We start from the raw sequence: 25,250 nt of genomic DNA on the forward strand, positions 1-25,250 counted from the left end.
AATCATGCCTTTGTGGTCTGCACCCACATAGACAAGTCGCACATTCATAATCACATTATCTGGTCGGCGGTCAATGCGGATTGTGACCGAAAATTCCGCAACTTTTGGGGCAGCACCAGAGCCGTCCGGCGCTTGAGTGATACCATCTGTATCGAGAACGGATTGTCCATTGTGGAGAATCCAAAACCCCACGGAAAAAGCTACAACAAGTGGCTGGGCGAACAGGCTAAGCCCTCCCATCGGGAACAGTTGCGGGTGATGATTGACCGTGCGCTGGAGCAAAAGCCCGCTGATTTTGACGCATTGTTGAAACTGCTTATAGAAATGGGCTGTGAAGTATCCCGGCGCGGGAAAGCAATCCGGCTCAAAGCGCCCGGCTGGAAGAATGTAGCCCGCATGGATGACAAGCTGGGGGCCGGGTACAGTGAAGCAGAAATCCGTGCGGTGCTGGCCGGTGAAAAACAGCACACGCCCCGTAAGAAATCCATCGTGCAGCCGGAGCCGCCAAAGGTCAATCTGCTGGTGGACATTCAGGCAAAATTGCAGGCTGGGAAAGGCGCTGGGTATGCGCGATGGGCTAAAGTTTTTAATCTGAAACAAATGGCGCAGACCATGAATTACCTGTCAGAGAACAATCTGCTGGAGTATGCGGTTTTGGAAGAAAAGGCTGCGGCTGCCACGGCACATCACAATGATCTTTCGGCGCAGATCAAAGCGGCTGAAAAGCGCATGGCAGAGATCGCTGTTCTGCGTACTCACATCGTAAATTATGCCAAGACCCGCGAGACCTATGTGGCATACCGCAAGGCGGGTTATTCTCGAAAATTTCGGGAGGAACATGAGGAAGAAATCCTGCTCCATCAGGCGGCAAAAAATGCCTTTGACGAGATGGGGGTGAAGAAGCTGCCCAAGGTTAAGGACTTGCAAGCTGAGTATTCCAAACTGCTGGAGGAAAAGAAGAAAACCTATGCCGAGTACCGGCGCTCCCGTGAAGAAATGCGGGAGCTTTTAACGGCAAAGGCAAATGTAGATCGAGTGCTGAAAATGGAGGTAGAACAGGATGTTGAAAAAGAAAAAGACCACGGCCAGCGGTAAGCTGGTCCTGGTCAAAAGCGTTCGCAGAACGCGCAGCCACAGAATGAAATTCTGTGTTCAAAGGGGCTTGGGGGCGCTGCCCTCAACAAGCAAGCGGAGAGGAAAATCACGGAGGGATTTTCTTCTCTGCGGGCCTGTGTGTATTAACACAGGCATTGCTTGCCAGTATTATCCCGAATCAGAATAATTTCGGAATAACCACCGTTCTCGCTATTCCGCATGATGGAGGTAGCGGGCGTCACCGAGGAACTGAAAGCCTGTGACCCTATGCGCTGGGTGGGGCTGATGAACATGCTGAAGGCGCAGGCGGAGGAAGTTATTTTTCAAGAGTTGATTTCCGCATGAGATTTTAGGCATAAGAAAGGCCGGGATTTTGCTGACAAGTGGCAAATCCCGGCTTTGTTCTTATCGGTTTTCCAAATTCTTTGACCGCCGGTATTCCAGCGGAGAAAAGCCAAACTGCTTTTTGAACACGGCGGCAAATTTCCCTTGATTAGAGTAGCCGACCTGTTCTGATATTTCGGCAATCGGACGCTTTGTGTCCGAAAGAAGTCTTGCGGCTTCGTTCATGCGGATTTCCCGCAGCCAGGTGGATATATTCTGTCCATATACGCCTCTAAAATAATTTTTCAGGCTGGTTTCACTGACCGAAAATCGTTCTGCAATCTGTCTTACAGGGATGTGCTGGCGAAGGTCATCAGAAAGGATTTGTGCCGCCCTTTTTGCAATTTCAACCTGTGTTTCCGTGTAGAAGCCGCAAGTTTTCGGAGGCCGGATTTCCATGTTAAGAAGCCGGTGGAGAAGTTCAAGAGTATAGATTTGCAAATGGAAGGCCGAGGGTCTTTCGGATAGCCGCCAGAGTTTTTGAAATATATTTTCCAGCTCGCTGTCCGCTTCGTTGATATATGTTTTATGGTTGCCACAATAACTTTTTTCCAGCGTAGGGAGGTCAAGTGAAAAAGATTTCAAAAGTTCACCGCAGGACTGTAAAAGAAGTGACAGGTCAAAATATATTTTTATCCCCTGATATTGCTTCGTAGGAAAGATATATTCTTTCTGTGCGGTCTGTTCACTGACACAAAAATCATTTTCCTTCAGGTAAATGTAAGAGCCGTCATCCAGAAGCAATTCACTTCTGCCTGAAACGCAATAGTTAATCAGCAAAGGCTTTAGATTTGAATTTTCATCCGACTCCGGCCATACGGGAGCATTTACAAAAATAAAAGCCAAAGTCAGCCCCGGAAAGAGCGTATGGAATGTCATGCGTCCCTTGCCATCTGCCCGATCCAAAAGCAATGTGCTGCTATTTGGACTGTTTTTCAAAGTCACATCAGAAACAGTATCGCTGTTTTCTAAAATGCTGTATATCATATCACGCAACTGCTTCGCCCCTTTCATCACACAAAATCGTTAATATTATTATACCCGCGAGAAAATTCACGGTCAATGGATATGCTGGCAAAACGAAAAAACTCCTTGCTATACGGGCCTAAAATACTGATATGTGCATAGAAGCATAATTGAATATGTGCTACCATTAGAATTGGTTAGCGAGATCTAACCGAGAAAGCAATCATGTTAGGAGGTTTCGCAATGAACAACAAATTGCAAGGAAAGGATCTCATCAATATCGGTATTTTCACGGCGATTTATTTTATCGTCATTTTCGCTGCGGCGTCCATCGGTTTTATCCCGATTTTCATTCCGCTTATCAGCGTGATCGTGCCGCTTGTGGGCGGTATTCCGATGATGTTGTTCTTCTCCAAAATCAAAAAATTCGGTATGCTTACCATCTGCGGGGTGCTGCTCGGTATCATTATGTTGCTGACCGGCATGGGCTGGTGGTGCATCCCTACCGGGCTGATTTTCGGGCTGATTTCCGATTTTATGATGAAAGCCTGTGACTACAAGAACGCCAAGCGTGAAGTGCTGATCCACGGCGTTTTTTCCATGTGGGTAATCGGGGCGTTTATTCCCATCGTTGTGACGCGTGACGCTTACTACCAGAGCCTGCTCCCCGGCTACGGTCAGGAATATGCCGACACGCTCATGGCTTATATGCCAGACTGGATTTTGCCGGCACTGCTTATTGCTGCTTTCGTCAGTGGTCTTGTCGGCGGCCTGATCGGACAGAAGATTTTCAAAAAGCACTTTGAGCGGGCGGGAATTGTGTAATGAGCCGCGAACTTCTTGCAAGTCAAAAAAACAATAGCGGAATTTTATTAGACCCCCGGACAAAACTGGCGGTACTGATTACCATAGCTGTCTTTATTTTAGGCGGTTCGTATGAAGGTATCATGCAGTATTACATCATCGTGTTGGCGGCGATCCCGCTGTTACTTTTGTCAGCGGCCAGAAAATGGAAAGGCGCTGTTCTCTATATCCTGATTTTTGGAGGCAGTCTGTGCCTGGAAATGTTCGGCATGTCCCGACTGACCGGCGTAGCAAACTACATCGCAGTAGCCGTCGTTGGTATTCTTCTGCGGTTCACCCCCAGCGTGGTCATGGGATATTTCGTGGTAACTACAACCACGGTCAGCGAATTTGTTGCAGCGATGGAACGACTCCACCTGCCGCAGCAGATTACCATTCCCATGTCCGTGATGTTCCGTTTCTTTCCCACGGTTGCGGAAGAATGGAGCGCCATTGGGGACGCCATGCGGATGCGTGGCGTCCGCTTTGGCGGTGGTAAAGCTGGTACGATTTTAGAGTATCGGATTGTTCCCATGATGATCTGCTCCGTCAAAATCGGGGAGGAACTGTCCCAGGCAGCCCTTACGCGGGGATTGGGAGGCCCGGTAAAACGGACGAATATCTGTAAGCTGGGTTTTCATGTGCAGGATGTTATTTTCCTGCTGATCTGTCTGGGAGCATTTGCAGCGCAAATCTATGTGCTTGCCGCAAGGGGGTGAAGGAAATGATTGAATGTCAAGATGTGTCCTTTTCTTATCCTGCCAGTACCCTTCCCGACAGTGAGAGGCAGGCCGGTGGCGCTTTGAAACATATTTCCTGCACCATTGAGGACGGTTCTTTTGTCCTGCTCTGCGGGACTTCCGGCTGTGGGAAAACAACCATGACCCGGTTGTTTAACGGCTTGATCCCCCATTATCATGAGGGGACTTATACCGGCTCCGTCTATCTGGATGGAAAGGATACCCGTGACCTGTCACTGTTTGATATTTCTCTGAAAGTCGGTTCTGTATTTCAAAATCCGCGTTCTCAGTTTTTCAATGTGGACACGACCAGCGAACTGGCTTTCGGCCCAGAGAATCACGGCATAGCGGAAGATCTTGTGCGTGACCGTGTAAAGCGTGTAGCTGCACAGCTAAAGTTGGAGCCGCTGCTTGATAGAAGTATTTTTTCTTTGTCCGGCGGTGAAAAGCAAAAAATCGCCTGCGGATCGGCAGCGGCGATTGACCCGGATATTTATGTGCTTGATGAGCCATCATCCAACCTTGACGCATACGCTATCGCTGATTTTCGACAGCTACTCTTTACTTTGAAATCGCAGGGAAAGACCATCATCATCTCTGAACATCGGCTGTATTATCTGTCCGGCCTCTTTGACCGTGTCCTGTACCTAAAAGATGGAGAAATCGAAGGTGATTATACAGCAGAGGAATTTTGCGGCCTGTCGGCAAGACAGCGCGATGATATGGGATTGCGCCCTCTTGATCTTGCGGGGCTTTCAGAAGTTGTAGGCACGCCGCAGAGAATGAATGAGGCGGTTTGGACGATAAAGAATGTGTCCTTCGCCTATAAGCATGAGCCGGAAACCTTGCATATAACGGAAACCTCTTTCCCATCCGGCAGCGCCACGGCCATCATCGGACATAATGGTGCGGGAAAATCCACCTTTGCCCGGTGCCTCTGCGGGTTGGAAAAGCACTTCAAAGGAACGGTGCAGGATCAGAGCAAGAACTATTCCAGAAAAGAACGATTGAAACTCTGTTATATGGTCATGCAGGATGTAAACCACCAGCTCTTTACCGAAAGTGTTCTGGATGAAATTCTGCTCAGTATGAGAACTGAGGATAAGCAGAGGGCAAGAGAAATCTTGCAGGAGATGGACCTGCTGCCTTATGAGGACTGCCACCCGATGGGACTGTCCGGCGGCCAAAAGCAGCGCGTGGCGGTTGCCTCTGCGATTGCTTCGGAGCGCCCTTTGATTTTATTCGATGAACCGACCAGCGGCCTTGACCTGTTTCACATGAGGCAGGTTGCCAATGTTGTTAATCAGGTGGCGAATACTGGAAGAACTGCGCTTGTGGTAACGCATGACCCGGAATTTATTCTACGCTGCTGCAATTATGTCCTTCACTTAGAAAACGGGCAAATTCAGGAAAGTTATTCCATAGAGGACAGCGATGGCCGAAAACGCCTACTAAAGTTTTTTCTGAGTGATATGAAGAAGGAGGTGTCCACAGAATGAAGGAGGAAAAGAAAGAGTCGCCCATAGGCGTCTTATGGGGATGGGGCAAGCCCTATCATGGAAAATTCATCGGCAGTGTTATCCTTGCGGTATTAGGCGTGGCCTGCCAGATGGTGCCCTATTTCTGCGTGGCGAATATTGTCACAATGATGTTGTCTGGGGAACAGAATTTTTCCCGCTATGTGACCGCTGGTATTATTGCATTGTGCGGCTACTTTGGGAAAGTGTTGTTTTCCAGTCTTTCTACAACGATTTCCCACACGGCGACCTATTACACGCTGCGCGATCTGCGAGAGAATATCACCGCAAAGCTGGCCCGCGTCCCGATGGGGACGATTTTAGATACTCCGTCCGGCCAGTACAAAACGACGATTGTTGACCGGGTTGAAGGCATGGAATCGACCTTCGCACACCTGCTCCCGGAAATGACCGCAAATGTGCTGGTGCCTTTGGTGATTGTCGTATATCTGTTCGTTATGGACTGGCGCATGGCGCTCCTGTCCCTTGTTACGCTGGTGGTGGGCCTTGCTGTCATGTCCGCCGGTATGAAGAATTATCCCGTCAAATGGGAGGGCGCGGTTAAAGCGGGAAAGCAGATGGCAAACGCCATTGTAGAATACATCGGCGGGATTGAGGTGGTAAAAGCGTTCAGCCAGTCCGCCGGTTCCTACAAAAAATATTCTGACGCGGTGAATTATAACGCCAACTATTATGTGGACTGGATGCGTGAAAACCAGAAAACCATGAGCGCCTACAACGCCATCCTGCCCTCAGTGCTAATCTGCGTGCTGCCCTGCGGCTTCGCGTTCTGGCTCTCCGGCAGTCTGGAGCTTTCCACCTTCCTGTCCATTGTGATTTTCTCGCTGGGGCTGATCGGGCCGATTATTGCGGCCTTTACCTTTACGGACGATTTGGCTGTACTGGGGACAAATGTGGAAGAAATCAGCCAGCTTCTGAACGCCGAAGAACTGAACCATAAAGAAACGCCGATCAAGCTGGAAGATACCGGCATTTCTCTCAGGTCTGTGTCGTTTTCCTATGACGGGACAACAGAGGTTTTGCATGATGTGAATCTCGCCATCCACCCCGGAACCATGACCGCCCTTGTAGGGCCATCCGGCTCCGGCAAGTCTACGGTGGCGAAGCTGATTGCCGGGTATTGGGATGTTACATCCGGCAGCATTACCCTCGGCGGCCATGAGCTGAAGGATATGCCGCTGTCTGAAATTGCAGACCAGATTTCCTATGTATCTCAGGATAACTACCTGTTTAACCGCAGTATCCGGGAGAATATCCGCATGGGAAGACCCAGTGCCACGGACGCAGAGGTGGAGCAGGCAGCCAAACAAAGCGGCTGCGACGCCTTTATCCGCAAGCTGGATAATGGCTATGATACGGTTGTCGGCAGCGCCGGTTCCCATCTTTCCGGCGGTGAACGCCAGCGGATTGCCATCGCCCGCGCCATGCTGAAAAATGCGCCGGTTGTCATTTTGGACGAGGCAACTGCCTATATCGACCCAGAGAATGAGGCGCTGGTGCAGAAAGCCATTTCCACTTTAACTGTCGGCAAGACCCTGATTGTGATCGCACACCGGCTGTCTACCATTGTTGGCGCAGATAACATCGTTGTGGTGAAGGATGGAACCATCCACGCACAGGGTACGCATGAGAAGCTGCTGGAAACCTGCCCCCTCTACCGGGATATGTGGCAGGCGCACATCGGCGCGAAAGACCAGATGTAAGGGGGTGTTGTCAGATGTATGGAACATTGAAAAAAATCTTTGCTTTTGCAGGCAGCAAAAAGGAGCTTCTAAAAAAATCCCTGTTATTCTCATTCCTGTCCGGGCTGTTTTCAGCCATGCAGTTTGCCGCCCTCTTTGTGGTAATTGGTGCACTGGTATCTGACAACCGGGACGGAAAGTTTATCTGGCTTTCGCTGGGGATTATGGCCGTTTCCCTCATTGGGCGTATCATCACGACCTATTTTTCCACGATGGAGCAGACGGAAACCGGCTATTGCATGGTGGCGGAAAAGCGTATCCACATCGGAGATCGGCTGCGCTACATCCCGATGGGCTACTTCAACAAGAATAGTATCGGGAATATTACCGCCATTGTCACAACAACTTTGGGTGATGTAGAGAACTCAGCAGCCCGTGTCCTGGTGTCAGTGCTGGGCGGTTTTTTCAACTCGGTTGCCCTCGTCATCGTCCTGTTGGTATTTGACTGGCGGATCGGTCTTGTGGCCGCTGCCGGTGTCCTGATTTACCTTGCGGCGGCGGAACTGGCGCTTCGCAAATCTGCCGCGCTTAGCGGGGTACGCCAGCACACACAGGAGTCCCTTGTGGAGTCTGTGTTGGAGTACATTCAGGGGATGGGGATTGTCAAAGCATTTGGACTGGAACGGGACAGCACGCAGTCTATCGGCAGTGCAATTAAGGCGAGCTGCCGAGATAACCTGAAATTGACAAAGGCCAGCGTTCCCTATGACGCTATCAAACAGGCTGTTGTCCGGGTGTTCAGCGTCCTGTTGCTTTTGGCCTCGGTCTGGTTCTGGCTGGACGGCTCCCTGCCGCTGGCCTACGGTCTGATTTTGGTGATTGCTTCTTTCATGGTGTTCAACGATTTGGAGAACGCCGGGAATATGGCCTCTTTGCTGCAAATGCTGGCGGCCTCGATGGATACGGCAAACTCCATTGATGACACGCCGGTAATGGACGAGAAAGGCGCTGATATTACGCCGAAGTCCAGCGAGATCGTGTTTAACAAGGTGGATTTTTCCTACGCAGACCGTAAGATATTAGATCAGGTCAGCTTTACCATTCCCGAAAAAACGACTACGGCCATTGTCGGCCCTTCCGGGGCAGGAAAGACAACGATGTGCAACCTGATTGCCCGTTTTTGGGATGTGAATGCCGGGAAGATTACCATAGGCGGTACGGATGTACGGGATTTTAAGCTGGACAGCCTGATGAAGAATATCTCGATGGTGTTCCAGAGCGTATACCTCTTTGCAGATACGATTGAGAACAATATCAAGTTTGGCTGCCCGGACGCCACCCATGAGCAGGTGGTTGAGGCGGCGAAGAAGGCTTGCTGCCATGACTTTATTTCTGCCCTGCCGGATGGCTATGACACTGTGATTGGCGAGGGAGGCGGTACTTTGTCCGGCGGCGAGAAACAGCGGATTTCCATCGCCCGCGCCATGCTGAAGGACGCACCTATCATCATTTTGGACGAGGCAACAAGCAGCGTTGACCCGGAGAATGAGGATGAATTGCAGCGGGCTATCGAGGCATTGACCCATGACAAGACCATCATCATGATTGCCCACCGTCTGAAAACCGTCCGCAACGCCGATCAGATCCTTGTACTGGACAACGCTCATATCGTCCAGCGCGGCACTCATGCGGAGCTGATCCAGCAAAAGGGCCTGTATGCCGATTTTGTATCGGCCAGACAGGAGGCCATCGGCTGGAAGCTGGCTCAGTAAAGGAGGTTCAGATGAAACTTCATGCGTCCGGGGAGGACTACCTGGAAACCATCCTTGTTCTCCAAAAGAAACGCGGTATGGTGCGCTCCGTAGATGTGGCCCGGCACATGGAGGTGTCAAAGCCCAGCGTGTGCCATGCAGTGGCTACCTTGCGGGACGGCGGCTTTCTTATGATGGACGAAGATCACTTTCTCCATCTGACCGATGTGGGCCGCGAGGTAGCCGAAAAAATCTACGAGCGTCACTGCTTCTTTACCGAGCAGCTTATCACCGCAGGCGTTGACCCCAAAACTGCGGAGGCCGATGCCTGTCGTATTGAACACATCATCAGCGATGAGAGTTTTGACCGGCTGAAAGAAGCAGTCGAACAAGAGCAAGACTAAAACCGAATAAGCCAAGCGATCCTGCCCCGCAAGACGGGGAAAGAAAAAAACCGTTGCAGGGCAGGCAGCTTTGTGCGCCCAAAATGGATTTTCCGGGTACTGCGGCGGTTTTGAGTACATCAAGGCCGCCGTTCCTTATGCCCTCGACAAAGGAGTGACGACTACACGCTGACACGGCGGCTTTAGGAGGGAGCCGCCGTGAAGCAAAGACCGCTTCGACATAATTCGGCAGGAATTTACCTGTCAAAAAAAGCCTGACCGTCAATCGGCCCCCATCTGCTTATGAACAGGCACTATCGTGGCTGGTCCATAAGCGTCATAAGTCCTCTTTTAGCAGCGCCAGCCGCCGTTCTTCGGATGCTGGCGCTTTTGTTTGTCGTTTTTTCGGGAATTTCCCCGAAAGGTGTCGCTCACCGCCTTCATTTCGGTTCACCCGTCAACCCGTGAATCGAAATGGAGGTACATAATGCAGAAGATCAATCTTCGGGAACTGTATCCCGATGTGTATAAAACCGATGTCTTTGTAGACGTGGCCGAGGAAGTCGTGGCCGCGATCCGGGGCCAGGAGCAGGACGATGCCGCCTATGAACGCCGGAAGTTCCGGCACAAGGCTCACTACTCTCTGAACCGGGAGGATGGCATTGAAAACGATGCCCTCAACCGGCCACTCACCCCGGAGGAAGTCCTGGAGCAGAAGCTGCTGCGGGAGGAAGTGTATGCCGCGCTGATGCAGCTGACAGCCATCCAGGCCCGGCGTATCTACGCCCGGTTTTACCTGGGCATGACGGTGGCCGAGATCGCCCGGATCGAGGGTGCTGACCGTCGCCGCGTGTGGGAGAGCATCCGGCGCGGACTGAAGAAGCTGGCGTGGTTGCTGGATACGGCCCAATAACCTGACCGCCGCATAGCGGCAAAAAGAGAGCCGGTGGGGGTTTTTATTCCTCCACCGGCTTACTTATTCTCTAAATGTTCATATGGGTCAACCCCAGCCGTCTGCACCATCTCTTTTAGCTCATCAGTCAACGCGCGGGTCGAGTTTAACAGCACTTTTCTGGCAGCCGGAGGGCACGAAAGGTAAAGCTGCCGCATATCGTTGGCGGCTTGCTCATCTTCGGGCAGATCGAGATTCATCAGGGAATCTAAAGATAAATTCAAGACTTTGCAAAAAGCGCGCAGAACCTCAAAAGAAGGATTCTTCACCCCTCTTTCGCAGCCTTGAACGTGCTTTAGAGAAACGTGGCTCAGATCTGCGAGTTCCTGCTGCGTCAATCCTTTTTCCTTACGCGCTTTTTGTATCCTTCGTCCCAGCTCTTTTATCAGTTCCATAGGCACTATCGTCTCCTTAATTATATTTTATCGTGCCCATTTCCTTGCAGGAAGAACCTCATAAAAGGCGTTTTTAGGCACGATAGTACCTATTTTATTGTGCTTATAAGGAGCTTGCGCTGTCCGCAGCTTCTATGAAGGGACAAGGCAACATATTTTTTCAAATAAATCGCAGTACAGACAGGACAAATCGCCTGTTTTTGTCATGGCTGTCAAGAAGGAGCTTTTCTTTCGCTGACCTTTGACAACTGAATACACGGCAGAACAGGTACATAACCCGCGCATGAGCGAGTGCAGGACGCCGCGAAGATGGAGCAGCCAGGAGGTGATGGACAAGCTGTTTCGGAGCGATCAACGTCCCTGTGACCCGGATGGTGGCACATCCGGCGCGATGAGGGCGCGGGGGCTTAAAGATACTTCCTCACGGCCCGCCAAAGACTTGGGGGGAACCCTGCGGCGCACGCTACGAACGACGCTGCGGAGTTATGACAGCCGCGCCAGCGGAGACCTGTTCTGTCCCCGGCGTCAGGGATGCGTGGCAAATATGACGAGTAATCCGAACAGAATAACAGTAGCCGCACCAGGTTTTTATCCGAAGATTTCTTTCAGACTGGTGCGGCTGTTTAAGTATTAAGATATTAAGGAGGCGAGAGTGATGTTTGAAAAATTCCATCGAGGTGACATATATTCGGCTGATTTAAGCCCTGGTATCGGCTCCGAACAAAGTGGCTCTCGTCCTGTACTCATTCTTCAAAACAATGTGGGAAATTGTTTCAGTCCTACGATTATTATTGCAGCAATTACCAGTGTAAGCAAAAAAAACAGAAAGTTCCCCACGCATTACCACTTAAATGACAGATGCGGTTTGGTGAAACCATCTGTTGTTATGCTGGAACAGATCAGAACAATCGACAAGTCGAGGTTAAAAAACTATATTGGTCATCTAAACAAGGATGACATGGAAAATATAAACAAGACGCTCTTGTGCAGTCTGGGGATTACATAAAAGTGCCGAAAGGCTCGTATCATTTTCAGGCTGTGCAAGTAGAGTTATAATTTCGTTAGGAATTGCGGAGGTGATTCTGAATGGAGAATATCCAGAATAAAAGCGCATTGATTCCTTCAGATGAAATCCGGTCAGAAGAACTTCTGGCGGAACAAAAATTTGAAGCGTTTATTACTTCGCTGGCACATATCATCGAGAAATATGGTATGAGAGTGCTGGGCGAGGTTGACGGAGCTGCGTGAGAATCGCAGCTTTACATAGGATATTTTCCAAAAGTAAATTTTGGAGGTATGAATTATGAACCGATATGGAAAACGCTGTGTTTTGTATCCGAGGGTCAGCACAGAGATGCAAGTGGACGGATACAGCCTGGAAGGTCAAAAAAATATGCTGACACGATTTGCGGATCGTGAGGAAATGATCGTTGTTGATACTTATGAAGATGCCGGTAAATCCGGTAAATCCATTGAGGGACGGCCTGCCTTTCAAAAAATGCTCAGAGATATTGAGGATGGCTTGGACATTGACTATATTTTAGTGTATAAGCTGTCACGGTTTGGCCGTAATGCAGCAGATATACTTAACTCTTTGGAGTTGGTTCAATCTTATGGTGTAAATCTGATTTGCATAGAAGAAGGGATTGATTCCTCTCAGACAAGCGGAAAACTTTTGATTTCTGTACTATCTGCTGTGGCTGAGATTGAGCGTGAGAATATTATCGAGCAGACGATGAACGGGCGGCGCGAAAAGGCACGGCAAGGTGGATGGAATGGTGGCTTTGCTCCCTACGGGTATACACTGGAAGATAACAAGCTGATGATTGAAGAAACAGAGGCTGTGGCAATACGGAAGATTTTTGAATTATATACTTCATCGGAAATCGGTTTGGGTGGTATTGCGAATCAGTTGAACTTACAAGGTATACGGAAAATTCCGAGGCAGCATGGCACATTAGAGGATTGGACAGGACATTTTATTAAACTGATATTGGATAACCCGGTTTATTGCGGTAAAATTGCTTATGGACGGAGAACGAAGGAAAAAGTCAAAGGCACAAAAAACGATTACCAGATGAAAAGAAATGACGATTACATTCTGACAGAGGGACAGCATAAAGGAATCGTTAGTGAGGAGGTATGGGAAAAGGCTCATGCCAAGCGTCTTAGAACCGGAGTAAAGCAACCGTCAAAAATTGGGCGGGATCGAGTTCATTTGTTATCCGGTCTGCTGAAATGCCCGGTTTGTGGAAGTCCCATGTATACGAATAAACACGCATGGACAAATAAAGATGGCACTTACAAAGAAATTTACTATTATGTATGTAGTCGGAATAGGATGGTCAGGGGTAAGCATTGTGAATATAAGGCAATGCTGAAAAAGACCGATATTGAACCGATGGTCATTGAGGCAATTCGTGAGATCGTAAGGAATGAGGAATATGCCCAGGCCATTAAAAAACGGATTGGCGTTCAGATTGACACGAAAGCAGTGGATAAAGAACTGGAGGGCTATCAGGCAAAGCTGAAGGAAGTTGATTTGAATAAAACAAGATTGGAACGGGAAATTGACAGTCTCCCTGCTGATGCAAAATACCGGGAACGAAAGCTCCATGATATGACCTTGCGGTTAGATTCCCTATATGATGTCATTGTTGAGCTGGAGGAAAAAATCGAAGATGCCAGACTTCGGCGAGATGCAATTAAGCAGCAGGCAATTACTCTTGAGAATATTTACAAAATCATGGTGAATTTCGACTGCGTTTATAATATAATAAATGACGAAGAAAAGAGAAATGTGGTCACAGCCTTGATTAAGGAAATTGAAATTTACAGGAATGACGAGTCTGAATATCCGCTAAAGCGGATTGGTCTGAATTTTCCGGTGTTCAAGGATGGCGGGGAAGTTACGGAGCTTTTGTGGGACAAAGGGAATACCGTTGAAGCGCTTGATATAGCGAGAACTCTGCACTACGCCGATGGCGAGCACATAGGCCAGCGCCAGGGCCAGCATATCCGAAAAGAATTTCTTCCCATTTAAAATGTCGATGAGGCAGGCCGCCATTTTCCCCTCGAACCAGGGACCGGCCAGCAGGCCCAGATTATAGATGAGTCCCGACACTGTGACAGCCAGCAGAACCTTCCATTCTGCCTGAAAATAGGACAGCACACGGTCGGAGCGGAACTTGTTATTTGCCATAAAAGAAACCCTTTCTTTTGTGAAAAACATACTAAAAAAAGCATAGTACAGTGACGAAAAGTTGTCAATAAAAACAGAAAGGTGGTTACAGGAGGTTTACAGATTCCCCTTCCCGGGAGTATAATAGAAATCGGCAAGAAAGTATTGGGAAATATTATGACTACAAGGAGGAGAAGATAAAATGGAACAGTTTCTGATTGCACATGATTTGGGAACCTCGGGGGACAAGGCGACGCTTTTTACCACAGAGGGACGGCAGGTGCGAAGCTACACCGCATCCTATGATGTGCATTTTTTTCATGGTAATTATGCGGAGCAGGATCCGGAAAACTGGTGGGACGCAGTCTGCGAGGCCACAAAGGCCGTATTGGATGGGGAGGACGCAAGCCGGGTAGCGGCCATGTCTTTCAGTGCCCAGATGCAGGGCTGTCTGCCGGTGGATAAGAACGGAAGACCCCTCAGGGATTCTATGATCTGGGCGGATATGCGCGCGGTCAAAGAGGCGAAGCAGCTGGAGGACGCCATCGGTGCCGACCGGATTTATCAGATTACCGGACACCGGATAGCGGCCAGCTACAGCATTGAAAAGCTCATGTGGCTGAAAGCCAATGAGCCGGAGGTCTATGAGAAGACCTATAAAATGCTGCAGGCCAAGGATTATATTATCCAGAGAGCGACCGGTGAGTTTGTGACCGATTATTCCGACGCGTCCGGCACCCAGGCGCTGGATCTTCGGAAGCTGGAGTGGTCAGACGAGATTTTAAATGCGGCAGGCATTGACAAGGAGAAGCTGCCGACCTTAAAGCGTTCCATTGATGTGGCAGGCTATATTCAGGACAGGGTAGCTGGTGAAATCGGGCTTCACGCAGGTACTCCGGTGGTCTGCGGCGGCGGCGACGGCCCGGTGTCCGCAGTGGGCGCAGCCTGCATTAAGGACGGAGAATTTTACCTGACCTACGGAACCTCCGCATGGATCGGCGGAACCACCACAGAGCCCTTTATTGACCCGGATAAGACTGTATTCTGCTTTGCCCATGTAATTCCGGGCAAATACATGCCCTGCGGAACCATGCAGGCGGCAGGCAGCTCCTATGCGTATATACGGCGGGCTCTCTGCGACGATATGCCTTACGACGAGATGAACAAGCTCATCGAGAAATCCCCGGCGGGCGCACAGAACCTGATTTTCCTGCCTTATATGCTGGGTGAGCGGAGCCCCCGGTGGAATCCGGACACCAGCGCGGCGTTTCTGGGAATCAAGCCGGAGCATGAAAAGAAGGATTATGTGCGCGCGGTGATTGAGGGAATCGCCATGAATATGGAGCTGATTCTGAAGGCCTACCGGAAGCAGGCGAAGATTGAGCAGATGAACCTGACCGGAGGCGGAGCCAAGGGCGAGGTGGTAACCCAGATCCTGGCAGATGTGCTGAACGTGAAATTTGATATGCCGGACTGTGTGGAAGCGGCCACTTCCATCGGCGCGGCAGTTATCGCAGGCGTCGGCGTGGGCGTCTTCGACAGCTTCGATGAGATCAAGCGTTTCCTGAAATTCGAGAAGCACGTAGAACCGAAGAAAGAGAACCAGAAGGTTTACGAAGAGCTGAAGCCGGTCTTTGATGAGGCATATCATTGCCTGGTTCCGCTGTATGAGAAGCTTGCGAAACTGTAAGTGAATCTGTAATAGTTGTATTTTAGAATTAAAAAAGGAAGCCCCATCTGTCTCACAGAGCGGATTGGGCTTCCTTTTTATGCGGAAATATAAGTAAAAAGAAGAGCCTCTGTTTTGCAGAAGCCCTTCTTTCGGTTCACTTTTATTTTGCCAGCAGCATCATAATCTCATTACTTCTGCTGATAAACTTGGTCATCTTCTCCGGCGCCAGTGGCTGGTGGCTGATCATAGCCAGATCGTAAAGCTGCTCGCAGAACAGATTCACATGTTCGCCGTCCTTGTGATCCAGAATGTACTGAACCAGCTTGTTATTGGCGTTCAGGACCAGAGTTTCTCCGCCGCCGAACATACCCAGATCCATGCCGTTCATGCTGTACATCTTCATCATATCCTGCATTCTGCGGCTTTCCTCGGAGAGAGTAATCATGGAGGAGATATTCTCATTCTTCATCTTCTCTACTTTTACGTCCAGCTTGTCATTGCCGAGAGCCTTCCGGAAGATTTCGGTCAGGGAATCGGTGGTCTCCTTCAGCTCTGCTTCGTCTGCAGCCTCTACAAAGTCCTCGGTCAGATCCGCGTCGATCCGCTGGAACTTGATCTTGTCATTCTTCATTTCCAGATGGGAAATGAAGGGAGCGTCGATGTTGTGCTTCAGGATGACAGCATTCTTGCCTTCCTCGCGGAAGAGATTGATATACTGGCTCTGCTGTACCTCGTCGGTTACATAGAAGATGGTCGTCTTTTCCGGCTCCTTCTCCTCGGTATCCTCCTGCTTGTCGTCCGGGTTTTCTACTACGTCCACATCAGCGGCTTCCTCCTCCGGAACCAGATCCTTCAGAGTCTGATACTTGCCGTCCAGATCCTTGAACAGGATATAATCGCTCATCTTGTCACAGAATTTCTCATCCTTCAGGCAGCCGAATTTGATAAACGGGCTGATGTCGTCCCAGTACTTCTCATAGGTTTCCCGATCGGTCTTGCACATACCGGTGAGCTTATCTGCTACCTTCTTGGAGATGTAATCGGAAATCTTCTTTACAAAGCCGTCGTTCTGCAGGGCGCTTCGGGATACGTTCAGCGGCAGATCCGGGCAGTCGATGACGCCCTTTAAGAGCATCAGGAATTCCGGAATGACTTCCTTGATATTATCTGCGATAAATACCTGGTTGTTGTACAGCTTGATGGTTCCCTCGATGGAATCATACTCCGTATTGATCTTCGGGAAGTACAGGATACCCTTCAGGTTAAAGGGATAATCCATGTTCAGGTGAATCCAGAACAGAGGCTCCTTGTAATCCTGGAACACCTTGCGGTAAAAGGCCTTGTATTCCTCGTCAGAGCACTCATTGGGGTGCTTGGTCCACAGCGGGTGGATATCGCTTAAGGAAACGGGACGCTTGTTGATCTTGACCCGATCCCGGGCCGGGGATACCTCTTTGGTCTCCTTGGTGCCGTCCTCTTTTTCGATCTCCTCCGTCTTGGCGTCCTCATGGATATGCTCGACCACCACATCGTCGTCACGAAGCTCGGACTCGTCGATGGTTTCGTATTCCTGTTCCGCATTTGCCTTCTCCAGGAAAATCTCTACAGGCATGAAGGAGCAGTACTTACTGATAACCTCCCGGGCGCGGTATTCATTGGCGAACTCCAGGCAGTCCTCATTGAGGAACAGGGTAATCTCGGTACCGATCTCTGTGCGGGTTCCCTCGGACATATCGTACTCGGTGCCGCCGTCACATTCCCAGTGAACCGGCTTTGCGCCCTCCTGATAGGAAAGGGTATCGATATGAACCTCGTCCGCTACCATGAAGGCAGAGTAAAAGCCCAGTCCGAAATGACCGATGATCTGATCGTCATTGGCCTTGTCCTTGTATTTCTCCAGGAAATCAGCCGCGCCGGAAAAGGCGATCTGGTTGATGTATTCCTCGACCTCGTCTGCCGTCATGCCCAGTCCGGTATCGATGAATTTCAGTGTTTTGTCCTCCGGATTTACCACCACGCGGACGCTGTCTTTATGTCCCTCCGGATAGGTGTATTCGCCAATCAGGGAAAGCTTTTTGAGCTTCGTGATAGCGTCGCAGCCGTTGGAAATCAGCTCACGGAAAAAGATATCGTGGTCGGAATAGAGCCACTTTTTGATAATCGGGAAAATATTTTCACTGTTAATGGAAAGGCTTCCATGTGTATTTGCCATTGCAATTCACTCCTTTTATAATGATGTTTCATACTGATAGATATTGTACCGCCGCGGATTTGAAAAGTCAATAGAAAATTAGCACTCTTACAAGGTGAGTGCTAACAAAAATTTATAAACTTTCTTAAAAATCTATAAACAGAGAGAAGATGGGTATGTTATAATAAAAAAGATGAAACTAAATGATGTCGTTATCCGTCTATTTATAGGAAGAAAAAAATATCTGTGATACATAAATAAAATTTGAAACAAGTAACATTTTATATAGAAAACAGACGGAGACGATGCGGCAGATGGCAGGAAGAAAGAGACGGAAAAGAAGAATGCACCGGCAAAGGATAAGGGGAATTTATACGCTGCTGCTGGTAATGGCGGCAGGCGGTATTTTGATATACAGCGGACAGGCAGGGAGTGGGAAGAAAACGGAAGAGTACCCGGCAGTGTCCTGGATTGAGGCGCAGGAAAAGGAAAATGTAAAAGCAATAGAGGCGAAGCTGGCGGCAAAGGAAACGGCGGAACAGGAGACCGAAGCGGGAACGGCAGACAAAGGCTCGGTGGTGGAGCGCTTTGAGGGCGCGGTTCTGGTGGGTGATTCGGTGGCGACAGGCTTTCTGGATTACCAGATTCTTGACGCGGATTCCATTGTGGCACTGCGGGGGCTTCGGACGGATACGGCGGGGAAGGAGATAGAAAAGGCTTTGGAACTGACTCCCAAGGTTTTGTTTTTATCCATTGGTTTAAACGATCTGGAATACTGCCGGGGAGACAGCGGGCTTTTTATCCGGCGCTACGAAGAACGGCTGCAGGAAATCCGGGATGCGGATCCGGATCTGCCCATCTACATCAACGGCATTCTGCCCGTGCTGCCGGAGGCGGTAGAGAAAAAGCAGGCGCTGGCAGATGTGGATACCTTTAATCAGGCATTGAAACAGATGTGTATAAAATGGAAGCTGACCTACATCGACAACAGTCAGCTGCTGGCCGGACATGAGGACTGGTATCAGAAGGATGCGGTGCATCTGAAAAGCGCGCCCTATCCGCTCTGGCTCGCGCATATGGAGGAGGCGGCAGGCCTATGAGAGACGGGATATTACAGCTGGCAAAGCTATTGCTGCTGGCGCTCCTGATTGGGGGCGGCTCTCTGGCGGTAAAGGGAACCGCCAGACAGGTGGATTTCGGGAAGCTGCAGGCAGATGTGGAAGCTGCCGCGGAGGTATCGGGGTTAAATCAGGAAAACGCGCAGCTGTTGCGGCGGTTCTACGGACTGAACGCCGGGGAACTGGTTCACTGGATCCTGTATACAGCCCAGGACAATATGTCCGTAGAGGAGCTTCTGTTGGTGGAATGCAGCTCGGAAAGCCAGGCGGAACAGGTGCTGGAGGCTGCCCGGGAGCGGAAGGACACCCAGATAAAAAACTTTGAGGGCTATGGCCCGGAACAGGTGCAGCTTCTGAATCAGAGCGTTCTTCGAAGCGATGGCGTCTATGTGCTGTTCGCCGTATCCGATCAGGCTGCCGAGATAAAAAAGGCCTACCGGAAGGACTTGTTTCGGACAGACTAGACGAGAATTTAGGAGCATACTATGGTTTTCAGCAGTATTGTATTTTTATTTGCGTTTCTGCCGCCGGTGCTGGCGGTGTATTATCTGGCGCCTGCAAGACTCCGGAATCTGGTGTTGCTGGCTGCGAGCCTCATTTTCTATGCCTGGGGAGAGCCGGTCTATATCGGCCTGATGATCTACAGCATCCTCTGGAATTACGTGATGGGTCTGGACATTGCCAGGCAGCGGGAGAAGGGAAGACAGGGAAGGGGAAGCCTGACCCTGGGGATTCTGGTGAATCTTCTGATTCTGGGATTTTTCAAATACTACGGATTCCTGGCGGAGAATCTGTATCACTGGTTCGCCCTGCAGCTTCCGGATCTGAGCTTTAGCCTGCCGATTGGTCTGTCCTTTTACACCTTCCAGTCTATTTCCTATCTGGCGGATGTGTATCGGGGAAAGGCCAGACGGCAGACCAACCTGATTTCCTTCGGCCTTTACATCTCCATGTTTCCCCAGCTGGTGGCGGGACCCATCGTTCAGTACGCGGACGTGGACGCCCAGCTTCAGCAGCGGAACATGTCCTGGAATAAGTTTGGAATCGGCGTCCGGTATTTTGTGGCGGGACTTTCTAAGAAGGTGCTCCTGGCCAACAACCTGGGCATGATGTATCAGGAGCTCACAGGATTATCCTCCTTGTCTGTGCTTTCAGCCTGGCTGGGAGTTCTTGCCTATACGCTTCAGATTTATTTTGATTTCAGCGGTTATTCGGATATGGCCATCGGCCTCGGAAAAATGCTGGGCTTCGATTTCCGGCCCAATTTCAATTATCCTTATTGCGCTAAAAGCATTACGGATTTCTGGCGGCGATGGCATATTTCCCTGAGCTCCTGGTTCCGGGAATACGTCTATATTCCGCTGGGCGGCAACCGGGTAACCACTGGGCGGCATATCTTCAACCTGCTGGTGGTCTGGTTCTGTACGGGACTCTGGCACGGAGCAAGCTGGAATTTTGTGGTCTGGGGTCTGTATTACGGAATTTTGCTGATTTTTGAAAAATATGTATTAAAAGGAAAGATAGAAAAATTGCCACTTCTGGGACATCTCTATACCCTGTTCCTGGTCATGGTTGGCTGGGTATTTTTCTTCCGTCCGAATCTGTCCGCGGCAGGACAGTATCTGGCGGTGATGTTCGGACAGGGCGCGGCAGGCGCGGTGGATACAGCGGGACTTTATTATCTGACGACCGGTCTCGTTCTGTTCCTTCTGGCGGTGCTTTTTTCCACGCCGCTGCCCTTTGGACTCTTAAGAAAGCTGGAAGAAAATGAGTGGTGGGACGGACTGATCCTGGCCGGATATCTGGCGCTGTTTTTACTGGCGGTGGCCTATCTTATCCGGGATACCTACAATCCGTTTCTGTATTTCCGGTTTTAAAGGAGCTTGCGTATGAGAGACAGAAGACGTATGAATCAATTGCTGGGACTGGGCTTTGCAGTATTGCTGGCCGGATTTACCGCAGCCAATTATTTTCATAAGGATACGGCATTTTCCGATACAGAGAACCGGATGCTGCAGCAGAAGCCGGTCTTTAGCTGGGCGGATCTGGCAGACGGCCGTTTTATGGGGAACTTTGAAAAATATCAGACGGATCAGTTTATTTTCCGCAGAGAGTGGATCAGGCTGCAGACGGCAGCGGATCGTCTGCTCGGAAAAAATAAATCCGGGGATGTCTATCTGGGCGAGGGACAGCTTCTGGAGGAGCCGTCGAAGCTTTCGGAAAATGTCTGGGAAAATCTGGACGCCATAGGCGCTTTTTGCCGGAAACAGACGGGCGTGAAATGCTATCTGATGCTGGTGCCGGATGCGGCGTCGGTACAGAGGGAGAAGCTTCCGGCGTACGCGCCGGTGGCGGATCAGGCGGAACAGCTGGAGGAAATCCGAAGCTATCTTGAGAAAAAGGAAAATCCGGTGACCGAAATCCCGCTGTATGAAATGCTGCGGGAGCACCGGGAGGAATCCCTCTATTACCGGACGGATCATCACTGGACGACCCTGGGGGCGCGGTACGCCTACCAGAGCGCAGCCGGACAGATGGGACTTCCGGGCGCGGAAAACGGGGAGGAAAAGAAGCTGTACCCGGTGTCGGACAGCTTTCAGGGAACCCTGGCCGCCCGGAGCGGATACCGGGTACCGGACGATACCATAGAGGTGTACTGGCCGGATCAGGAAGAGGAACTGGTGGTCACCTATGTGCAGGAGCAGACAAAATCAGCCTCTCTGTACGCGGCAGAGAAGCTGAAAACCAGGGACAAGTATGGAATGTTTTTAAACGGCAATCATCCGCTGACGGAGATCCGGACCATGGCTTCTACCGGACGGAAGCTGCTTCTTATAAAGGATTCCTACGCCAACTGCTTCGTTCCCTTCCTGACTGGTGACTTTGAAGAAATCGTGCTGGTGGATCCCAGATATTATTATGACAGCGCAGAGAAGCTGATGAAGCAGTATGGCTTTACGGATGTACTGTTTCTGTACAACCTGAATACCTTTCTGGAGGACGATGTACTGCACTATGTACTGGAATAGGCTACAGCAGATGAAAGGCCAGATCCTGCGTGAGGAAGAAGCGCTGAACCATCTGATCCCAGGCGTGCTCCAGAGATTTATCCATGGTAAAGAGATTTAAAGACAGGGCGGTAGTACAGATGATGTTACCCTCCTCATAACGGATATTTAAGGCCAGACCGTTTACATCTCCCACAGAAAAGGGGGAAGCGGTCTGGTTTAGTAATTTTTCCGTATTTTCCGGTGAGAGCTGGAAGGTAAAGCGAAAGCCCAGAGGCGTCCGTTTCCCCTTGATAAGCTCCAGGCAGAAGGGCTTTAATTCCTGCCAACGCGCGAAACGGCGCGCAGAAAGCCCCAGGGCTTCCTGTTCTTCTTTTGTATAATAGTCCGGATGCAGATGCCCGTCGAAATGGAAGGTGCTGTAGGTGATGATACTGCCCTCCACCACATGGAACGCATCGAAGGTCCGGGAAAGTAAAAGCCGGTTCATGAAAGCCTTTACGTCTTCCATCTGAAAAGAAATCATAGAAACCTCCTGTGAAAATAGAATAAAGTCTGTTTTTAGTATACACAGAACGAACCGGTAATTCAATGAAAACAGAGCCTGGATTTGAAAATATCGTTTTATACTCGTTTTATAGGTAGCAGAGCTTTCGATAAATAGTTCACAGAAAGTAAAAATTCATGTATACTGTGAGATAGAAAAACATGACAAAGGAGGAACATCCCTATGAATAAAATTGATCACGCCGAAAAACTCCTGCAGCTCACCGAGGAGGGGACCTCGCCCTTCCATGTGACCGCCAGCGTGGAGCGGCAGTTTCAGGAGGCAGGTTTTAAAAAAGTGCAGTTGGGAAAAAACTGGAAACTGGAAAAGGGAGGCCGTTACTATCTGGTTCACCATGGAACCAGTCTGGTGGCGTTTGCCATCGGGAAATGCTACCGGACCGGTGACGCCTTCCGCATGGCGGCGGCTCATACAGACTTCCCGGGACTGCGGATCAAGCCCTCGCCGGAGGTGAAGAAGGCGGGCTACCGCCAGCTCAATGTGGAGGTTTACGGAGGCGCCATTTTAAATACCTGGCTGGATCGTCCCCTGTCTGCTTCCGGACGGGTGGCGCTGCGAAGTGACGACGTCTTCCATCCCCAGATGCGCTTAGTGGACTTTAAAAAACCTTTCCTGACCATCCCGAACCTGGCTATCCACATGAACCGGGAGGTCAATAAGGGCGTGGAGCTGAACCGCCAGAAGGATATGCTTCCGGTCTTCGGCCTGGAGGATTCCGAGGAGTTCCTGACCCGTCTGGCGGAGCGGCTGCAGGTGAAGAAAGAAGATATCCTGGAGTACGAGCTGGGACTTTACAATACGGATACCGGCGATTATCTGGGCCTTTCCGAGGAATTTATTTCCTCACCCCGTCTGGACAATCTGACCAGCGTCCAGGCCATTACTACAGCTATGATAGAAGGCGGTCGGGAGCGGGGAATCAACGTGGCTGCCTATTTCGACCACGAGGAGATCGGCAGCCGTACCAAGCAGGGCGCAGGTTCCACCCTCCTGTCGGCGGTGCTGGAGCGGATTCTGCTGGCTCTGGACGGAGGCCGCGATCAGTTTCTGGAAGCCTACGGGGACAGCATGCTGCTCTCCGTGGACGTGGCCCACGGAATCCATCCCAATCATACGGACAAGCATGATCCCACCAATCAGAACGTGCTGGGAAAGGGCGTCTGCATCAAGGAGGCCTGCAGTCAGTCCTACGCCACCGACAGCGAGGCCGTGGCCATCGTCCAGCAGATCTGTGACAGCGGGGAGATTCCCTGTCAGAAGTTTGTGAACCGCTCCGACAGTGCGGGCGGCAGTACCCTGGGCTCCATTGCGTCCTCCATTCTGCCCATCCGGACCGTGGATATCGGCGTTCCGCTTCTGGCCATGCATTCCAGCCGGGAACTGATGGGAACCGCAGATCAGGAGAGTCTGGTGCGGCTGGTGCAGGCATTTTACAGTTTATCATAAAAGGTATTGAAAAGCTCATAGCGTTGTGCTAATATGTAATGTAGTATTTAAAACTACATAAAACAATTTTGAGATCATGAGATTTTGTATGGAAACCGTGAAGATGTTGAGCGGTTGAAAATAGAGACAGTGGAGGAATGGGAACGTTATGAGTTATAAGATTGTCATGGACAGCTGCGGAGAACTGCCGGAAAGCTATAAGAAGGACGGGCACTTTGAACGTGTGCCGCTGACCCTGGATATTGACGGACATCTGATTGTGGACGATGAGACCTTTGATCAGGCAGACTTTCTGAAAAGAGTGGCTGCCAGCCCCAATTGTCCCAAGTCCTCCTGTCCGTCTCCGCACCGGTACATGGAAGCCTACACCTGCGACGCGGATCACGTATACGCGGTGACGCTTTCCGCAGAGCTGAGCGGCTCCTATAACAGCGCAGAGCTGGGTAAGAAGCTGTACGAGGAGGAATATGGGGAAAAGAAAATCCATATCTTTAATTCCCGCTCTGCCTCCATCGGAGAGACGTTGATTGCCCTGAAGATTGAAGCCTGTGAAAAGGCCGGCATGAGCTTTGAGGACGTGATTGCTGCCGTGGACGCGTACATTGCGGATCAGCATACGTATTTTGTGTTGGAATCGCTGGAGGCCCTCCGGAAGAATGGCCGTCTGAGCAATCTGAAGGCCTTTGTGGCAAATGCCCTGAATATCAAGCCGGTCATGGGAGCTACCCCCCAGGGAACCATCTGCCAGAAGGATCAGGCCAGGGGCATGAACCGGGCGCTGAAGCGTATGGCCGATTACGTGGCAGAGGAGATAAAGAATCCGGCAGAGAAGATTGTGGCGATTTCCCATTGCAATTGTCCCGAGCGGGCGCAGTTTGTGAAAGAAGAGATTGCAAAACGGATTTCTGTGAAGGATTTCCTGATTCTGGATACAGCCGGAGTCAGTAGCCTCTATGCCAGCGACGGCGGCATTATTGTGGTGGCGTAAGGAAAAAGAATAATTTTTTCATAGCTTTTTCACAAAGTTATGCTATAATAAAAAGCAGCAGAACGAAGTCCGACTGGATTCCGTGAAAAAGCGAGAGAGGAAATCGAGATTATGAGTCAGGAAAAAGTAGATCGTTACAAAGAGCAGAAAGCCAACCGGAAGCAGATTATGGCGAAGGAAAAGCGGGAAAAGTTTCTTGTGAAGCTTTGCGCAGGCTTGGTGGCGCTGGCGCTGGTATGCTGGCTTGGCTATTCCATCTACGATAGCGCTAACAAACCGGATACATCAGATGTAGCGATCACCACTACGGCGATTGATGAGTATATGAACACATTGCAGCAGTAGGGAC

24 protein-coding genes and 1 pseudogene are annotated in these 25,250 nt (G+C 50.3%); 21 read left to right on the forward strand and 4 right to left on the reverse strand.

Going from position 1 to position 25,250, the window contains the following annotated elements; all coding sequences use genetic code 11:
- Together OCV63_RS10505 and OCV63_RS10510 are read left to right on the forward strand one after the other, a co-directional pair.
- On the forward strand, positions 1-1,095 hold a 1,095-nt coding region (locus tag OCV63_RS10505), incomplete at its 5' end, for a relaxase/mobilization nuclease domain-containing protein (protein ID WP_158363828.1).
- Positions 1,096-1,314: 219 nt separating this feature from the next.
- Positions 1,315-1,440, forward strand: a pseudogene (locus OCV63_RS10510) (TnpV protein); the annotation flags it as partial.
- Positions 1,441-1,500: 60 nt separating this feature from the next.
- Here OCV63_RS10510 and OCV63_RS10515 read toward each other — a convergent pair.
- Positions 1,501-2,493: a helix-turn-helix domain-containing protein gene (locus OCV63_RS10515; RefSeq protein ID WP_330375887.1), complete on the reverse strand. Its 993-nt coding sequence runs from the start codon at positions 2,491-2,493 to the stop codon at positions 1,501-1,503.
- 195 nt (positions 2,494-2,688) lie between these two features.
- Here OCV63_RS10515 and OCV63_RS10520 point away from each other — a divergent pair, with 195 nt between their 5' ends.
- The 7 genes from OCV63_RS10520 (at position 2,689) to OCV63_RS10550 (ending at position 10,295) form a co-directional block, all read left to right on the forward strand.
- Complete coding sequence (locus OCV63_RS10520; protein WP_008791591.1) at positions 2,689-3,270, forward strand: MptD family putative ECF transporter S component; 582 nt, start codon at positions 2,689-2,691, stop codon at positions 3,268-3,270.
- Positions 3,270-4,007, forward strand: coding sequence for an energy-coupling factor transporter transmembrane component T (locus OCV63_RS10525; RefSeq protein ID WP_008791592.1), 738 nt, complete (start codon positions 3,270-3,272; stop codon positions 4,005-4,007). The genes OCV63_RS10520 and OCV63_RS10525 overlap by 1 nt, the downstream gene beginning before the upstream one ends.
- Positions 4,008-4,012: 5 nt before the next feature.
- Positions 4,013-5,527 (forward strand): ABC transporter ATP-binding protein, encoded by a 1,515-nt coding sequence (locus OCV63_RS10530; protein WP_055200206.1) that lies wholly within the window; start codon positions 4,013-4,015, stop codon positions 5,525-5,527.
- Entirely contained in the window at positions 5,524-7,269 is a 1,746-nt protein-coding gene (locus OCV63_RS10535) for an ABC transporter ATP-binding protein (RefSeq protein WP_008791594.1), read from the forward strand. The genes OCV63_RS10530 and OCV63_RS10535 overlap by 4 nt, the downstream gene beginning before the upstream one ends.
- A gap of 14 nt (positions 7,270-7,283) precedes the next feature.
- Positions 7,284-9,020 carry an ABC transporter ATP-binding protein gene (locus tag OCV63_RS10540; RefSeq protein WP_008791595.1) on the forward strand — a complete coding sequence of 579 codons (1,737 nt, stop codon included), beginning with the start codon at positions 7,284-7,286 and terminating at the stop codon, positions 9,018-9,020.
- 11 nt (positions 9,021-9,031) lie between these two features.
- Positions 9,032-9,403: a metal-dependent transcriptional regulator gene (locus tag OCV63_RS10545; RefSeq protein ID WP_055200208.1), complete on the forward strand. Its 372-nt coding sequence runs from the start codon at positions 9,032-9,034 to the stop codon at positions 9,401-9,403.
- Between the two features lie 466 nt (positions 9,404-9,869).
- On the forward strand, positions 9,870-10,295 hold the full coding sequence (locus tag OCV63_RS10550) for an RNA polymerase sigma factor (protein ID WP_025490813.1): 426 nt from the start codon (positions 9,870-9,872) through the stop codon (positions 10,293-10,295).
- 59 nt (positions 10,296-10,354) lie between these two features.
- Here OCV63_RS10550 and OCV63_RS10555 read toward each other — a convergent pair whose 3' ends face one another.
- Positions 10,355-10,729: a helix-turn-helix domain-containing protein gene (locus tag OCV63_RS10555; RefSeq protein WP_049942440.1), complete on the reverse strand. Its 375-nt coding sequence runs from the start codon at positions 10,727-10,729 to the stop codon at positions 10,355-10,357.
- Between the two features lie 241 nt (positions 10,730-10,970).
- Here OCV63_RS10555 and OCV63_RS10560 point away from each other — a divergent pair, with 241 nt between their 5' ends.
- The 5 genes from OCV63_RS10560 (at position 10,971) to xylB (ending at position 15,600) form a co-directional block, all read left to right on the forward strand.
- Positions 10,971-11,363, forward strand: a complete 393-nt coding sequence (locus OCV63_RS10560; protein ID WP_243006311.1) for a hypothetical protein — start codon at positions 10,971-10,973, stop codon at positions 11,361-11,363.
- Between the two features lie 21 nt (positions 11,364-11,384).
- Positions 11,385-11,735, forward strand: coding sequence for a type II toxin-antitoxin system PemK/MazF family toxin (locus OCV63_RS10565; RefSeq protein ID WP_055200209.1), 351 nt, complete (start codon positions 11,385-11,387; stop codon positions 11,733-11,735).
- An 80-nt stretch (positions 11,736-11,815) separates the two neighbouring features.
- Positions 11,816-11,977: a hypothetical protein gene (locus OCV63_RS10570; RefSeq protein WP_004797315.1), complete on the forward strand. Its 162-nt coding sequence runs from the start codon at positions 11,816-11,818 to the stop codon at positions 11,975-11,977.
- 55 nt (positions 11,978-12,032) lie between these two features.
- Positions 12,033-13,772, forward strand: a complete 1,740-nt coding sequence (locus OCV63_RS10575; RefSeq protein ID WP_262670803.1) for a recombinase family protein — start codon at positions 12,033-12,035, stop codon at positions 13,770-13,772.
- A gap of 340 nt (positions 13,773-14,112) precedes the next feature.
- Positions 14,113-15,600: a xylulokinase gene (gene xylB / locus OCV63_RS10585; RefSeq protein WP_158363771.1), complete on the forward strand. Its 1,488-nt coding sequence runs from the start codon at positions 14,113-14,115 to the stop codon at positions 15,598-15,600.
- A gap of 142 nt (positions 15,601-15,742) precedes the next feature.
- Here xylB and htpG read toward each other — a convergent pair whose 3' ends face one another.
- Positions 15,743-17,794 carry a molecular chaperone HtpG gene (gene htpG / locus OCV63_RS10590; RefSeq protein WP_158363772.1) on the reverse strand — a complete coding sequence of 684 codons (2,052 nt, stop codon included), beginning with the start codon at positions 17,792-17,794 and terminating at the stop codon, positions 15,743-15,745.
- 293 nt (positions 17,795-18,087) lie between these two features.
- On the opposite strand from htpG, the gene OCV63_RS10595 reads away from it, so the two are divergent.
- Genes OCV63_RS10595 through OCV63_RS10610 form a run of 4 tightly spaced genes read left to right on the forward strand, consistent with a single transcriptional unit; the run spans position 18,088 to position 21,920 of the window.
- Positions 18,088-18,873: a GDSL-type esterase/lipase family protein gene (locus OCV63_RS10595; RefSeq protein WP_262670804.1), complete on the forward strand. Its 786-nt coding sequence runs from the start codon at positions 18,088-18,090 to the stop codon at positions 18,871-18,873.
- Entirely contained in the window at positions 18,870-19,355 is a 486-nt protein-coding gene (locus OCV63_RS10600; protein WP_158363774.1) for a DUF4358 domain-containing protein, read from the forward strand. Before OCV63_RS10595 ends, OCV63_RS10600 begins: the two co-directional genes overlap by 4 nt.
- 21 nt (positions 19,356-19,376) lie before the next feature.
- The gene (locus OCV63_RS10605; RefSeq protein ID WP_158363775.1) at positions 19,377-20,768 is read left to right on the forward strand and encodes an MBOAT family O-acyltransferase; all 1,392 of its coding nucleotides are present in this window, start codon (positions 19,377-19,379) and stop codon (positions 20,766-20,768) included.
- Between the two features lie 12 nt (positions 20,769-20,780).
- The gene (locus tag OCV63_RS10610) at positions 20,781-21,920 is read left to right on the forward strand and encodes a DHHW family protein (protein ID WP_158363776.1); all 1,140 of its coding nucleotides are present in this window, start codon (positions 20,781-20,783) and stop codon (positions 21,918-21,920) included.
- 1 nt (position 21,921) lies between these two features.
- Here OCV63_RS10610 and OCV63_RS10615 read toward each other — a convergent pair whose 3' ends face one another.
- Entirely contained in the window at positions 21,922-22,425 is a 504-nt protein-coding gene (locus OCV63_RS10615; protein WP_158363777.1) for a DUF5721 family protein, read from the reverse strand.
- 204 nt (positions 22,426-22,629) lie between these two features.
- Here OCV63_RS10615 and OCV63_RS10620 point away from each other — a divergent pair, with 204 nt between their 5' ends.
- From OCV63_RS10620 to OCV63_RS10630, 3 genes are all read left to right on the forward strand, one after another.
- A complete protein-coding gene (locus tag OCV63_RS10620) occupies positions 22,630-23,913 on the forward strand; it encodes a M18 family aminopeptidase (protein WP_158363778.1) in 1,284 nt (427 codons plus the stop codon).
- Positions 23,914-24,061: 148 nt separating this feature from the next.
- Positions 24,062-24,901 (forward strand): DegV family protein, encoded by an 840-nt coding sequence (locus OCV63_RS10625; RefSeq protein WP_158363779.1) that lies wholly within the window; start codon positions 24,062-24,064, stop codon positions 24,899-24,901.
- Between the two features lie 111 nt (positions 24,902-25,012).
- Positions 25,013-25,246, forward strand: a complete 234-nt coding sequence (locus OCV63_RS10630) for a hypothetical protein (protein WP_158363780.1) — start codon at positions 25,013-25,015, stop codon at positions 25,244-25,246.
- The last annotated feature ends 4 nt before the right edge of the window (positions 25,247-25,250 follow it).

This window comes from Laedolimicola ammoniilytica, assembly GCF_025567165.1.
Taxonomy (GTDB): domain Bacteria; phylum Bacillota; class Clostridia; order Lachnospirales; family Lachnospiraceae; genus Laedolimicola; species Laedolimicola ammoniilytica.